Origin of the sequence: Nostoc sp. NOS(2021), assembly GCF_017115025.1 — a bacterium.
Lineage (GTDB): Bacteria > Cyanobacteriota > Cyanobacteriia > Cyanobacteriales > Nostocaceae > Nostoc.
On record NZ_JABXKM010000340.1, the window covers coordinates 1 to 14,127 of the forward strand.

Genomic DNA, 14,127 nt, shown 5'->3' on the forward strand with positions numbered 1-14,127 from the left:
CCCCCTTTATAAGGGGGGATTAAGGGGGGTAATTCGACTTGTGTGTACACCGTAGCGGCGTAGCTCAGGGCATCGCTTCCGGCTTCCGACTTATTTAATTTTCTCTTAGTCCAGGTCGGTGGACTTTGTTTGTATAGCCGCGACTTCCAGTCGTTTGGGCTTGGTGCAAAATGTTCCCTATGGGTGGTCTATATTTTATGCAATTGAGAACCGCTATATATTCAAGAGCGCGACAAAATTGTACTTAACAGTACCTTTTTTTGTGCTAGATATTTTTAATATTGATAAGAGTACCTTATTTAAGATCGAGTGTTTCTCCTAAATGTACTTATAGTAGTATTTCTGCTTACTTAAAATCAAATATCAGCCTTGCCTTGTGCTAGTTGAAACCTAGATATGAAAAATCATCCTGAATACCGCTAATTTAGTTAGTATTTTGATTGAGATGTAATTAAATTAAGGCAGAAATTCCCTAAAACCAAATATATTTATTTAGCAGATTTTTTCATCCCTATTCCTGAGTGAACTCGATTAGTTATGCTCCTAGATTTAGAAAGATTTTATCAGGCTTGCAATCCCAGCAGACCTCTAATTATAGGAAATGCCAGCGATCGCAGATACTATATCGATTTTGCTGCGGTGCGGGGTGGCAAAATCATTGAGGCTTTGCAACGCACGATCGCTCGCATCTCCCCGGATGCTCCAACCTGTCAGCTATTTACAGGACATCTCGGCTGTGGAAAATCAACGGAGTTGTTGCGCCTCAAAGCTGAGTTAGAGGAACAGCAATTTCATGTAGTTTATTTTGAGTCTACCCATGTCTTAGAAATGGCAGATGTGGATGTGACTGATATTTTATTAGCGATCGCTGGACAGGTAAGCGAAAGCCTAGAAGCGATGAAAATTAGGTTTAAGCCTAGCTACTTTACTAAGTTATTTGGTGAACTCGTGGATTTCCTGCAAACGCCAATTGATCTTGGGGTAGAAGCAGAGTTGTCTGTGGGGATTGCCAAAATTACAGCTAAGGCTAAAGAAAGTCCTCAATTGCGGCGGCGGTTAAGAGATTACTTGGAACCGCGAACAGCAAATATTTTACAGTCAATTAATCAAGAATTGCTAGAACCTGCCACCAAGCAATTGAAAGCCAGGGGTAAAAAAGGATTGGTGGTGATTGTTGATAACTTGGATAGAGTTGCAATTCGACCTTTACCATCGGGGCGATCGCTGCCAGAATACTTATTTATTCAGCGTGGTGAACAGTTACGCAAACTAAATTGTCATGTAGTCTATACTATTCCCTTAGCGCTGACTTTCTCCAACGATAGCGCCGAACTTCAGCATCGTTTGGGGGGAGGAGTCGCGCCAAAAGTGTTACCGATGATACCTGTGCGTTTGCGCTCTGGGGAGATTTTCCCGCAAGGGCTAACAATGTTGCGGCAAATGGTACTAGCTAGAGCTTTTCCCGACATTTTGGCTAGCGATCGGTTAGGCTTAATTACAGAAGTGTTTGATAGTTTGGAAACCTTAGATCGATTGTGCCTGATTAGTGGTGGTCATGTACGCGACTTGCTAGGTTTGCTGTTTGACTGTCTGCGAGAACAAGATCCACCCTTTGATCGGGAGTGTGTTGAATTGGTGATCCGAAGACAGCGTGATTACCGAACTAACGCTATCGACCCCAATGAGTGGGAATTAATCTTTCAGGTGGTGCAGCAGCAGAGAGTTAGAGGTGATATAGAATACTACACCCTATTGCGAAGTTTATTTGTATTTGAATACCGCGATCATCAGGGAGCTTGGTTTGCCGTCAACCCAGTTTTAGCAGAGACAGAAAAATTTAAATCATGGTTGAACGACACCCACAAGCAGATGTAACAGCAGCTAACGAGCGTGCTTTACGGAGTTTGGGGAGAGCAATTGCCCTTTCTAACGGTCAATTCTCCCTGGTTTTGGTGTGCTGCAATTATCGAGTCTTGCAAGAGCAAATGCTGCAACGACTCGAAGAACTCTCTTCAGGAGTACACCAAATTCAAAAGGTAGTTTTGCCGCATAATGCTAGAAGTCTTTACACAAGTATTCATTTACAACTGCTAACCGAAAAGAATCCGCCATCGGCGTTGATGATCTTAGGTTTAGAGTTAGTAGATGGACTTGATGATTTACTTAGGTCTATCAATCATATTCGTGATGAATTTCGCAAACGTCATCCGTTTCCGATGATTGTCTGGGTGAATGAGGAAGTGTTGCAAAAGGTAGTGCGTTTAGCACCAGATTTCGCTAGTTGGGCGGCGACACCGATTCAGTTTGAAATGACAACTGACTCATTACTGCAATTTCTGCAACAGGAAACTGATTCTTTGTTTGCCACGGTGTTACCAACCGATGCTGCACAACAGCAACCTCCTGAAGTTGCAAAGCATTATTCCACTGTGGAGCAAGTCTGGAAACATAGCTATGAACTCCACTTTGCCATTAAAGAGTTACACAATCGTGGTATTAGCTTAGAGCCAGAATTAGACGCTAGTTTAGAATTTGTTTTTGGTCTAGATGATTATATTAGCGATCGCATTCATCCAGCTTTAAACCATTTTCAGCAAAGCTTGGAAGTTTGGCAAAAGTTGGCAAAAAGAAAGACTGGGGGGAATGAGGGGGATGAGGGGGTATTTTCTTTGCCTATGCCTCCTAGTCGGCCATCTCCTCTACTTTTGCGAGAGGGAATTTTACTGTTTTATATTGGGCTGTGTTATTGCCGTTTTGCAGAGCAAAATCAAACCGAAAACCGCCGCCATTGGTACACAGCTAAATCTTATTTTCAGCAATGCTTAAATGTTTTAGAAGTGGCTGGGCGTTTAGATATAGTTGCTGGATTTATCAATCAACTCGCTGAAGTTTTGCAATATCTGCAAGAGTGGGAAGAGTTGCAGACGGTTGCTCAAAAGTCTCTGGAGTTACATCAAACTTATGGTACTCAAATTGAATTAGCTTGTGACTACGGTTTTCTGGCGCAAGTAGCCGTACAACAGTCGCGGTGGGTACAGGCGAGTATATTAGCACACGTATCACTGCTGAAATTAGGTGAGGCGCAAAAGCACAACGATCCTTACAACTGCTTATTTCCATTATTATTGGGGCAAATTTACTATTTAGTTTTGGCGAAAGCCCAACGAAATTTAGGTGAATTAGAAATTGCGCGTGAATACCTGGATAAGGCGACAAAAGAACTACCAGCAGCTTTAGAAAGCAGCGCTCATCAATACGATGCCCATCGTTATATTCGCTTATTGCGGAGATTGCGATCGCTCTACTTTGAAGAAGGGCGCTATCTAGAAGCCTATTATATTCGACAGAAACGGCGTTCTGTTGAGCAACAGTACGGTTTTCGAGCTTTTATCGGTGCGGGACGCTTGCAACCGCAAAGACAGGCGACAAACCCAGCATTGATGTCACCTTCTGGGAGTAGCAGCGTTGCTTTAGAAATTGCGGCTTCTGGTCGAGAGCGTGATATTAATAACTTAATTGGCAGAATCAGCCGCGCCGATCAAAAGCTGACGGTGATTCACGGTCAATCAGGGGTGGGTAAGAGTTCTACTGTGACGGCGGGTTTAGTTCCAGCATTGCAAAATCGAGCCGTTGGCGATCAAATAGCCGTACCTGTGGTGTTGCAAGTTTACACCGATTGGGCGCGAGAATTAGGGAAATCTTTAAGTGAGGCGATGTCTAGTGACGCATCCCTTGCGGTGTATGCTGATATCAAGTCAGAAGCAGCGATTGAATCGCAGGCTTTGGCTTACTCTGGCACACCGATCACCATCGTTAGTATTTTACAACAACTAAAAGAAAATGCCGATCACCATTTGATCACAGTTTTAATTTTTGACCAGTTTGAAGAATTTTTCTTTGGTAATAGCGATCGCAATCAAAAGCAAGAATTTGATAAATTTATTAGTGACTGCCTCAAAATCCCCTTTGTCAAAGTCATTCTTTCCTTGCGAGAAGATTATTTACATCGTTTATTAGACTTTAAACATCTTTCGGCACTGGAAGCGATTAATAATAATATTCTCGACAAGCATATTCGCTACCAGTTAAATAATTTTACGCCAGAATATGCTAAAGCAATTATCCGAAAATTGACAGAGCGATCGCAGTTTAATTTAGAACCTGCTTTAATTGATGCCTTAGTCGAAGATTTATCAACAGAATTTGGAGAAGTCCGCCCGATTGAATTACAAGTTGTGGGGGCGCAAATTCAAGATGAACGCATTACTACACTAGAAGAATATCAGCCATATCGACCTAATAAACTCATTGAGCGATATATTAAGGAACTGATTAAAGACTGCGGCCCAGAGAATGAACGAGCCGCTTTAATCGTCTTATACTTATTAACAGATGAAAGTAACAACCGACCTTTTAAAACTCGTGCTGAGTTAGCGGTGCAGCTAGCAGAGTTGGACGATGCGAGTAACTTAGAGTTAGTTTTAGAGATTTTAGTTAGCTCCGGTTTAGTGGTACTATTCCCTGATGTACCAGAACGCTATCAACTGATTCACGATTATTTAGTAGAGTTGATTCGCTACCTGCAACAACAGGAATCGAGCTTACAGGTACAACTGAACCAGCTACGCCAAAAAGTAGAACAGAGTCAAGCTGAGATTGAGCGACTTAAGAGTGAACTTAGCCAAAATAAGCAGCGTTCTAAATTGGTAGATTCTCATCCCCAACCGGGTTTGGACTTATTAACAGAATTGCGAGAGTTACACAAGCGGGAAGAATTGAGTCAGTTAGAAATTGAACATTTGCGAGCTGAACTTAAAGAAAAAGAGTTAACAGCTAAACTCGCAGAAAGTCAAAAGAAACAAAGGCTCAGTGAAGCTCAATTAAATCGTTCGCTGAAAATTGCCCTAACTGCTTGCGTTCTTGCCATATTAGGATTAAGTGTTTCTATAGTCACAGCAGTAGATAGCGAAATTAAAACTCTCAGTGCATCCAGTGAAGCCCTCTTTGCCTCCCAAAAAGGTATTGATGCTTTAATGGAAGCTTTAAAAGCGGGAAGAAAATTACAACAAACAGTCTGGGTAGATTCTTATACAAGAGAGCAAGTACAGACAGCACTCTATCAAGCAGTTTCCGGTGTAAGAGAGTATAACCGCTTAGAAGGGCATATCTCTGGGGTAAATAGTGTTACATTTAGTGGCGATCGCTCTTTAATTGCTTCAGCTAGTGCGGATAATACAATTAAACTCTGGCATCCCGATGGTAGCTTGATCAAAACTTTGTCGGGGCATGAAGATGTAGTTAATAGCGTCAGTTTCAGTCCCGATAGTCAAATCCTTGCTTCCGCCAGTCAAGACAAGACAGTAAAACTGTGGAGTCGGGACGGTCAACTGCTTGCTACTCTATTAGGGCATCAAGCTGTAGTGAATAGTGTTAGTTTCAGCCCAGATGGTCAAATTATTGCTTCGGCGAGTACAGACAAGACAATAAAACTTTGGAGTCGGGATGGTAAGCTGCTCAAAACTTTGCAGGGACATAATGGTGCAATCTTAAGTGTTGCTTGGTCGCCTGATGGTCAAACTTTTGCTTCCGGGAGTGCTGACAAGACAGTGAAATTGTGGAGTCGGGATGGTAAGCTGCTCAAAACTTTGCTCTTACATGAGGATGCAGTCAAAAGTATAGCTTGGTCGCCCGATGGAAAAGCGATCGCTTCTGCTAGTTTAGACCAAACAATCAAACTGTGGAATCTGGAGGGCAAGCTACTGCGAACCTTATCGGGGCATAGTGCTGGAGTTACCAGCGTCAGTTTTAGCCCTGATGGTAAGACGATCGCTTCCGCAAGTACCGATGAGACAATTAAACTTTGGAGTTCTGAAGGTGTGTTGCTCGGAACCCTGAAGGGACATAATAATTGGGTGAATAGTGTCAGTTTCAGCCCAGACGGTCGCACCCTGGCTTCTGCAAGTCGGGACAAAACTATTAAACTTTGGCATTGGGATGATGTGCTGCTGCGAAAGCCCAAAGCCGATAATGATGACTGGGTAACTAGCATCAGTTTTAGTCCAGACGATCGCACCTTAGCAGCAGCGAGTCGAGACAAAACTATAAAACTTTTCAGTCGAGACGGTAAACTAATCCGTACATTCACGGGGCATCAGGGTGAAGTTTGGGGCGTTAGTTTCAGCCCAGATGGTCAAGCGATCGCTTCGGCTAGTAAAGATAAAACGGTGAAGCTTTGGAGTCTCGACGGTAAATTACTCAACACCTTACAGGGTCATAATGATGCCGTCTTGGGTGTAGCTTGGTCGCCTGATGGTAAAGTAATAGCCTCGGCTAGTAAAGATAAAACAGTAAAACTTTGGAGTCGGGACGGTAAACTGCTTAACACCTTGCAGGGACATCAAGATGCGGTGAATTGGGTAAGCTTTAGCCCTGATGGCAAGTTGCTAGCCTCAGCCAGTGATGACAAAACCGTGAAAATCTGGAGTGTAGATGGTAAATTACTATACACCTTACAGGGTCATAGTCGCCGGGTAAATGGGGTTGCTTGGACACCTGATAGTCAGGCGATCGCTTCAGTTAGTATTGATAGCACAGTGAAGATTTGGAGCCGAGACGGTGATTTGCTAAATAATCTCGCTGGGGATGGTGATAGTTTCATTAGTGTCAGCTTTAGCCCCGATGGCAAGACTCTGGCAGCTAGCAGTGATGACAAAGTGAGGATTTGGAACCGAGAAGGGACGTTGCTGATTGCTTTGAAAGGTTATAAGGATGAATTAACCAGCGTCAGTTTCAGCCATGACGGCAAAACTCTGGCTGCGGGTAGTGCTAACGGTACGGTGATTTTACAGAATTTGGCGGATATCCAACTGGAAAAATTACTTACACGGGGTTGCGATTTACTACACGATTATTTGCAGACTAATCAGAAGGTAATGAAGAGCGATGGCTCCGCCAACGCCAGGGGCGAACGCGCCTTGTGTTCTGGTAGGTGATAGCCCAATACAGTTCAGTTAAGCATTTCTTCCTTATCTTCCTTATCTTCCTTTGCGTCCTTTGCGTCCTTTGCGGTTCGTTTTTAATCATCTTGTGAGACGATTAAAACGCGATGTCTACGACGGGCGTAGCTGCGGCTCCTTGTGTTCTGGTAGGTGATGCAGAAGGGCGAATTACATCTTTTTGAAATTTCATTCAATATTCTTTTCAGGAATTGCCTTTTTGTGCAGCTTGTTTACGTTCCTGTTCTTCGCACCAGACAGCGATTAACTCTTTAGCAACACTGCTCATATCCGTTTCAGCCTGCACACACAAGGACTTGAAACGGATTTTTAATTCTTTGCCAATAATCAGTTTGACTGTATCTTCGGGTTTTGCCATCTCATTATTCTGACATGGCATAGAGGGAACAGAATCAATATTCCCCTGTTCCCCTGTTCCCCTAACACTGCTATACTCAAAAGCGATCGCTCCCAGAACCAACCGGAATAGCGATCGCTTTCTAAACCCCCATATAGGGAGACAAATAAATGATGACACAAGTAAAAGCCAAAATAGATGAAACTGACTTTCAAGCATCTCCAGAAAGAGAATGCATCAAACACACACTGATTGGTTCTGCCAAAGCTGTTACCAGTACTATTCGCGTTCTGCACCAACTTAGGTACGCTGACATTGGTGATTGGAGTCCTCTCTTGCCAACTGGCAACACAGGTGAGGTAATGAGCATTTTGATACGTTCGATTTTGATGCAATAGTTGTTTACGCCCCCAAATTACAGGGGGCTATTTTTTGCCTGCTGGCGTTATACCAATTCTCTAAAATCTCGCAACAAATCAATCTCCGCGTCTGGTGTCTCGTAGATGCAGAGCGCTTAGGCGTAGCCCGTCGTAGACATCGCTTTCTGTTATCCAACCTCAAGCTGTTGTTTCAGAACTACGACAGGAAAATCAGTCAGGACTCATAGACAAAGCTGTACATCTTGGTAGCATTGAGTGAAGTACCCGTCAGCAAGGGAGCGAGGGCGATGTATGCAACCGTCACACAACCACTGACTTTTGAAGAGTTTCTTGCCTGGGACGATGGTTCAGGCAGAGAGTTTGAGCTATTGGATGGGATTCCCGTGCCATTATCAGAACCAAATGCAAATCATGAGGATTTGATCGAGCGACTGTGTGCCTACTTAGAAAATCACTGCCAAGAAAATGACCTGCCTTACGTGTCGCGCCAGTCCAAGCAGGTTCAGCTCAAAACAGCACCAGCAGAAAAGGAAAAAAGCCGGAAAGCAGATATTGTCATATTTGCAAGAGTTGAATGGCAGAGGATGAAAACTAGCTCTAGTTCTGCTGCTGCATATATTCCACCACCCGGAATCATTGAGGTCGTTAGCAACAACTGGAAGGACGACTATCTGACAAAACTTGCTGAATATGAAGACTTGGGCGTTTTGGAGTACATCATTGTGGACTATGCTGCTTTTGGTGGCATTCGGTTCATTGGCTCTCCCAAGCAGCCAACCATTACAATCTACCAACTTGAAGATGGAGAGTATTTACCCCCAAAGGTGTTTCGAGGGCAGGATCGAATTGATTTTAGATTGTTTCCGAACATTCCCTTAACAGCTGAACAGATTTTTGCAATGAGTCGCTGATTAGCAACGAAGAAATTTATTCTTGTCGTCTTCTTGCCACGATCGCCCAACGGTAATCAAATGTGGTGTAGCTAGCTACATTATTTACACAGGTTGTAGATTGAGGGATGTCTACGACGGGCGTAGCTGCGGCACTTATTGCATTCGAGTCTTTTTTAATACAGTAGATAATTGGCGCAAGCGATCGCTAACTTCTAAGTTTGACTCCTGCGATCGTAATTCTGGCGGTATCTCTGCCAACAAAAGCGGATTTTCTTGCAACCATTCATTATGGGCAATCCCCGTCCATGTGCCTTGCTTTTCTCTAAAACTATCAATCAAGCCCTTGAGTTCTTGAATGCAGTACGATTCAAAGCCTGCTGCTTCAAAAATTGCAGCACGCAAGTATTCTTCAAAAGCATTGATATCATTTTCAACTTCAAATATTACATCGTCTTGGGGAGATTTAAATTCGCTAGAAACATTCGATTTTGTTCTAAGATCGAATCAGAAATCGGATACAGAAAAGGTTGCTTCTATGCCTTATCCCAACCTCAGCCGCGAAGAAATTGCTCAACATGGGGAAGAACTTTACCAGCAGAGTATCCGTACCCAAGTCGAAACAGCAGATAATATCGGCAAAATCATTGCAATTAATATCACTACAGGTGATTACGAAATCGATGACGATTTCATCGTGGCTTGTCATCGGCTGCAAGCTAAACAGCCAAACGCAATCATTTGGACAGAGCGAATTGGCTATGATGCTGTTTATGCTGTCGGTGGTACATTGGTCAGGACAGCAAAGTGATACATGGAACAGTTGTTGGGCTTCAGGCAGGTATAAGTATCATTATTTGTCCTCCGGGGCGTGCAGAAGTAGAAATTGAATGTGTTGTCGATACAGGATTTGAAGGGTTTTTAACCTTGCCACCTACGGTAGTCACAGACCTTGATTTGCCTTACGTTGCGCCGATTAAAGCGAACCTTGCGGACAACTCTCGTATAATAACCAACGTTCATCAAGCCACTATTTTGTGGAATGGCACAGAACGCGTGATTCCAGTTTTAGCGATGGGTCGTCGTCCCCTGATTGGCACAGCACTCCTGGAAGATTATCATCTCAGCATCGATTTTTGTGAGGGAGGGACAGTGCTGGTAGATGATATTATGTAATCCAACATTTTAGATGCTAAAAAATAAAATCCTTATGACCTGCTATTAGTCAAGGTCTTACGGATTTTTTTACTTACGGGACTAGTGCGGCTCGAACGCACGACCTGACGCTTAGGAGGCGTCCGCTCTATCCAACTGAGCTACAGCCCCAAATAGGAAGCATATACAATCATAGCAGTAGTTTTAGCGAGATTGCCAACAATTATCCCAAGAACCGCCGCCTACTTCTAAACCACAAAGAAAACTTTCTGCTTTGAGGATTATTTGAGATTTTCTACCATTTAATTCTCGTAACTCTAAATTTAACTTTCCTTGCATGGTGTCTCGGCAACAGTATCTTAAACCATCCTCTGTAGGCGCACGCAGAGGTGTACCAGGTAAATCGGTGGTTCCTGTCAACTCAATTTCGTAATTTGAGTTACTAGCTTTCATTTGCCATCTACCCCAAGGCTGAATTTCCCAGTCTACTTGTGAATTCCAGGGAACGAATTCATAAAACTTGCCTTGATAGTGCAAGCCAATCATCGCTACAGATTCCATCCACCACAGCACACCTCGCCGTCCACCGCCAGCAGTTAATGCTAAGTCGGGTTCGCCCTCGAAGCAATTACAGTTTATCCAAAACCATTTTTGGGGAAAAGCACCACCCCAATTTTTCTCGCCGTAGGCTGGGGCGTTGGTGAATTCGTAGATTTTGCCATTCCAGTCAATCTTTCCACTGGCTAAACCGTGAGCCATCAAAATTTGCCATCCCGGTTCAAAAATCTGCAAGAATGACAGCCAGCCTGCGGTTGATTGCTGAATGCTATTTTGATTGCCCCAACCGTATACGGGTTTAATTTCATACTCCCAACGGCAATAATTATTGGTGGCGCGATCGCAAATTATTCCCTGATTCAAGGTGGCTGTGGCTTGATATCCTTCTTGAACATGATGCTCAAACTCTGCTGGCAGCAGGTATAGGGGAGAAACTTGCAAATCCGTTTTACCCCAATGACCTAAACCCAGGACATCTCGACTACCCCAAAATTTCTTCACATCAGGAAAAGTACGGCATAAATACTCATCATCCGGGCCGAGGATTTGGGCTGCACCGCCACTGTGCGGTTTACCGCCGATGGGGTCTTCAATGGAGTACATAAAGGCGAATGTTTGCCCAATTTCCGGTAACGTGACGCGGTAATACCAGCCTTCAAAGAAGCGGCGACTACTATTATCCCAGTGATAACCAGAATGGGGCGTTTGAGTTGAGTGGAGAAGATTTAGGGGAATAGTTAACATAGACTTATATAGTTGCCGATTTTTTCAGTATGCGCGATCGCCTCGATATCAATTATGCTTATGAAATTCTGGGGCTAGAACCTGGTGCATCGCCAGCACAAGTGAAGCGAGCTTACCGTAAACTGGTGAAAATTTGGCATCCCGATCGCTTTCTTGAGCCAAAGCAAAAGCAGGAAGCTGAGGAAAAAATCAAATCAATCAACGTAGCTTACAACAAGCTTAAATCCGAAAGTCCATCTGAGCCTCCCCCTAGCGAAAATCCATCCACATCTTCGCCTACAAATCCCCCAAAAATATCTGTCAATCGTTGGGATGCAGAAACTTTCTATACTTTGGGAGTAGAGAATGCTACAAAAGAAAGATATGAGGATGCGATCGCAGATTTTACCCACGCAATTCGTCTCAATCCTCACTATATTGAGGCATACAAATATCGTGGGCTAGTTTGCTCTCAACTGGGATACGAATATAGAGCCGCTTCAGATTTAAATAAAGCCGCACAAATCGAACAAGAGTTAAGAAATCCGGGCGCTGCGCGTAAATCACGATCACCTAGATATACATCAAAACCTAGACCTCTGGTAAAAAGATTTTGTCATCGGATAAAAAGTTTATTGCGGCTAAATCGGCGTTGGAGATAAGAAGTCAACTTAAGTCAGGGCAAATGGAATTCGCGGCTACACAAACTCTCGTCCACCTCCGCTGACTAAGAGGATGTTTGAAAAGTCCTCTTATCGGTAGCAAAAAGTTCTAGATCCCCCTAAATCCACGCCACGTGCTTCAAGTCGGGAAACCCGCCCAACGCAGTGGCTCCCCGATAAATTGGGGGACTTTGATTCCGGTTCCCCCCTTTTTAAGGAGGATTAGGGGGGATCAATAAGTGCCTAAAATTACAGCCAACCACTTTTCAAACAACCTCTAAGGATAGCCTTTAGAATTAGGGTCACGTTTGCTCATTAAAAAACGTAGAGCTTCAATGTCTTCATGGTTTTCCACAACGTAAGCTCTCAACTCTGTAAAACTCATTTGCTCATAATTCTGGTTCATTGACAAAATCCCAAATAACCCTGTTTTATCACTCTCGGAAAACAATAATGGAAGCGAGATTCTGAAACTTTGATTTAATCAAGCTTTGAGCTTTTATTTTCTAACAGTAACTAAAATTTCTGGCTTCAAAGTGGAAACTAAAGCCCCGAAAGGCTTTCAGCGATTTGGTTCTCCCAAACTGACAAAAGAGGGTTACCATTACTTGTTGTTGGTAAAATACTTGTACTGAGCTTTGCCGAAGTAAACGCTCCTCACTACTAATATAAGGTGAGCATTGCCCACCCTAGTACTACAACGGACGATAGACGCGATAGTTGATTTCGGGGAAAATATTATCCATTAACTCGACTTTTTCTAGCCAACCACTGTCAATTTTGCCGATTTTCACGTCTTCGTAGAGCTTATTGAACCGCATCAAGTGCGATCGCGTCCGTCTGACTGCATAGGGTACCATAGTTCCCGTCCGCATAATAAATGCCCAGTCAGAAGATTGTGCTAATAACAATTCTCGCGCTGCTTGGTTCAATGCTCTCCACCCCAACTCATCCTCTGGTTCTAGGTGCGAGATTTCAATCATGCGTTCTGCGGCTTTGTGCAAATGCGGATAAATCCACGCATTCGTTTCATTCAACCAATACTCGTGGAAACCCTTGAAACCCCAACTCGACTGCGAAGGACGACAGACTTGCTGCGTCGGCTGATCTCGCAAATAGTCTGCTAAATGGGTCATTTGATATGTTCCTTGGTCATACCACGACTTGCGGAATAGGTAATCGATGAACCAAGGGCCTTCATACCACCAATGTCCAAATAACTCTGCGTCATAAGGCGAAACGATAATTGGCGGTCGCCCCATTAGAGCATGGAGATTCTCCGATTGCCGCTCTCGGTTATACATAAAGTTAGCAGCGTGTTCTGCTGCCTTTTCCCTAGCCCAATACGGATCATAGAGCGCCTTATCTGATAGACCTAAGCCACGTCCAGTAATTTTGTGATACTTAATGCCCGTATTTTTCCGCTGACCATTGGGCATGATATAGGGCTTGATGTACTCATATTCTGCTTCCCAGCCCAAATCTTTGTAAAATTCTCGATATTCCGCCGCCCCAGGATAGCCCACCTCAGAAGACCATACCTGTTGGGAAGACTCCTGATCTCGACCAAAGACAGCAACACCAGTTTCTGTATAAATTGGGGCATAAGTGCCAAAGCGCGGACGGGGACGGGCGTAAAGGATGCCATGCCCATCAGTGAGGAAGTAGCGTAACCCCGCATCGGCTAGCATCCGCTCTAAACCTTCATAGTAGGCGCATTCAGGCAACCAAATGCCTCTGGGTCTTTGTCCAAAGGTTTGCTCGTAATGTTCGCAGGCTACCTGGATTTGCGCCCACACTGCTTCTGGATACATTTTCATCAACGGCAAATAACCGTGAGTAGCGCCGCAAGTGATGATTTCCAGGTTGTTACTGTCTTGGAACTTCTTAAAAGCTGTCACCAAGTCACCGTTGTAGCGTTTCCATAGCTGACGCGCTTCGCTAAACTCAGTAGTGTAATGTTCGGCTAAATAACGAAGATGCCCGTTATTGACATTATGTTCTGCTTCTAGTTGTATAAGTTCTTCTAGTTGAGCTAAGTGTGCTTCATAGCGTTCTTGAAGCAGAGGATCACGAAGCATCGACACTAGAGGTGGTGTCATACTCATCGTGATTTTAAAGTCGATACCGTCTCGCTTTAAGCCTTCAAATACTTTCAATAAGGGAATGTAGGTTTCTGTGATGGCTTCATAGAGCCATTCTTCCTCCAGCACGTAGTCACTTTCTGGGTGACGAACGAAGGGCAGATGTGCGTGGAGTACAAGCGCGACGTAGCCGATAGCCATAGTGATTTTGGGGTGATACTTGTAAGTTGAAGGTCGAGAGGTTTGGCAGAAATCAACAATATTTTAAGACTTTATGGGGATCGTAAGAGTAGTTTTATAGCAGTTTTCAATTGAGTTAAAA

11 protein-coding genes and 1 tRNA gene are annotated in these 14,127 nt (G+C 43.8%); 7 read left to right on the top strand and 5 right to left on the bottom strand.

From position 1 onward, the window contains the following. Positions 1–537 precede the first annotated feature (537 nt). Together HWQ41_RS33115 and HWQ41_RS33120 are read left to right on the top strand one after the other, a co-directional pair. On the top strand, positions 538–1,875 hold the full coding sequence (locus HWQ41_RS33115) for a P-loop NTPase fold protein (protein WP_292772323.1): 1,338 nt from the start codon (positions 538–540) through the stop codon (positions 1,873–1,875). Continuing rightward, complete coding sequence (locus tag HWQ41_RS33120; protein WP_292772325.1) at positions 1,845–6,992, top strand: hypothetical protein; 5,148 nt, start codon at positions 1,845–1,847, stop codon at positions 6,990–6,992. The genes HWQ41_RS33115 and HWQ41_RS33120 overlap by 31 nt, the downstream gene beginning before the upstream one ends. Before the next feature lie 208 nt (positions 6,993–7,200). On the opposite strand, the gene HWQ41_RS33125 is transcribed toward HWQ41_RS33120, so the two are convergent. Beyond that, entirely contained in the window at positions 7,201–7,533 is a 333-nt protein-coding gene (locus tag HWQ41_RS33125; RefSeq protein ID WP_292772328.1) for a hypothetical protein, read from the bottom strand. Between HWQ41_RS33125 and HWQ41_RS33130 the strand changes: the two genes are divergently transcribed. Together HWQ41_RS33130 and HWQ41_RS33135 are read left to right on the top strand one after the other, a co-directional pair. Then, a complete protein-coding gene (locus HWQ41_RS33130) occupies positions 7,524–7,751 on the top strand; it encodes a hypothetical protein (protein ID WP_292772330.1) in 228 nt (75 codons plus the stop codon). The genes HWQ41_RS33125 and HWQ41_RS33130 overlap by 10 nt on opposite strands. A gap of 269 nt (positions 7,752–8,020) precedes the next feature. Then, entirely contained in the window at positions 8,021–8,644 is a 624-nt protein-coding gene (locus HWQ41_RS33135) for a Uma2 family endonuclease (protein WP_292772332.1), read from the top strand. A 135-nt stretch (positions 8,645–8,779) separates the two neighbouring features. Here the strand turns inward: HWQ41_RS33135 and HWQ41_RS33140 are convergent, their stop codons facing one another. Continuing rightward, positions 8,780–9,028 (bottom strand): hypothetical protein, encoded by a 249-nt coding sequence (locus HWQ41_RS33140; protein ID WP_292772335.1) that lies wholly within the window; start codon positions 9,026–9,028, stop codon positions 8,780–8,782. 133 nt (positions 9,029–9,161) lie between these two features. Here HWQ41_RS33140 and HWQ41_RS33145 point away from each other — a divergent pair, with 133 nt between their 5' ends. Next, complete coding sequence (locus HWQ41_RS33145; RefSeq protein ID WP_292772337.1) at positions 9,162–9,434, top strand: hypothetical protein; 273 nt, start codon at positions 9,162–9,164, stop codon at positions 9,432–9,434. Beyond that, entirely contained in the window at positions 9,431–9,799 is a 369-nt protein-coding gene (locus tag HWQ41_RS33150) for a clan AA aspartic protease (RefSeq protein ID WP_292772339.1), read from the top strand. The genes HWQ41_RS33145 and HWQ41_RS33150 overlap by 4 nt, the downstream gene beginning before the upstream one ends. A 76-nt stretch (positions 9,800–9,875) precedes the next feature. Here the strand turns inward: HWQ41_RS33150 and HWQ41_RS33155 are convergent. Continuing rightward, positions 9,876–9,949, bottom strand: a tRNA-Arg gene (locus tag HWQ41_RS33155). A gap of 33 nt (positions 9,950–9,982) precedes the next feature. Next, a complete protein-coding gene (locus HWQ41_RS33160; protein WP_292772341.1) occupies positions 9,983–11,080 on the bottom strand; it encodes a tocopherol cyclase family protein in 1,098 nt (365 codons plus the stop codon). A gap of 29 nt (positions 11,081–11,109) precedes the next feature. Here HWQ41_RS33160 and HWQ41_RS33165 point away from each other — a divergent pair, with 29 nt between their 5' ends. Beyond that, positions 11,110–11,721: a DnaJ domain-containing protein gene (locus tag HWQ41_RS33165; protein WP_292772343.1), complete on the top strand. Its 612-nt coding sequence runs from the start codon at positions 11,110–11,112 to the stop codon at positions 11,719–11,721. Between the two features lie 695 nt (positions 11,722–12,416). Here the strand turns inward: HWQ41_RS33165 and HWQ41_RS33170 are convergent. Next, positions 12,417–14,006 (bottom strand): glycoside hydrolase family 57 protein, encoded by a 1,590-nt coding sequence (locus HWQ41_RS33170; protein ID WP_292772345.1) that lies wholly within the window; start codon positions 14,004–14,006, stop codon positions 12,417–12,419. Positions 14,007–14,127 lie beyond the last annotated feature (121 nt).

Coding starts and splice junctions, on each gene's coding strand:
- HWQ41_RS33165 (WP_292772343.1), top strand. CDS start 11,110: ATGCGCGATCGCCTCGATATCAATTATGCTTATGAAATTCTGGGGCTA.
- HWQ41_RS33115 (WP_292772323.1), top strand. CDS start 538: ATGCTCCTAGATTTAGAAAGATTTTATCAGGCTTGCAATCCCAGCAGA.
- HWQ41_RS33130 (WP_292772330.1), top strand. CDS start 7,524: ATGATGACACAAGTAAAAGCCAAAATAGATGAAACTGACTTTCAAGCA.
- HWQ41_RS33170 (WP_292772345.1), bottom strand. CDS start 14,006: ATGGCTATCGGCTACGTCGCGCTTGTACTCCACGCACATCTGCCCTTC.
- HWQ41_RS33135 (WP_292772332.1), top strand. CDS start 8,021: ATGTATGCAACCGTCACACAACCACTGACTTTTGAAGAGTTTCTTGCC.
- HWQ41_RS33145 (WP_292772337.1), top strand. CDS start 9,162: ATGCCTTATCCCAACCTCAGCCGCGAAGAAATTGCTCAACATGGGGAA.
- HWQ41_RS33120 (WP_292772325.1), top strand. CDS start 1,845: ATGGTTGAACGACACCCACAAGCAGATGTAACAGCAGCTAACGAGCGT.
- HWQ41_RS33160 (WP_292772341.1), bottom strand. CDS start 11,080: ATGTTAACTATTCCCCTAAATCTTCTCCACTCAACTCAAACGCCCCAT.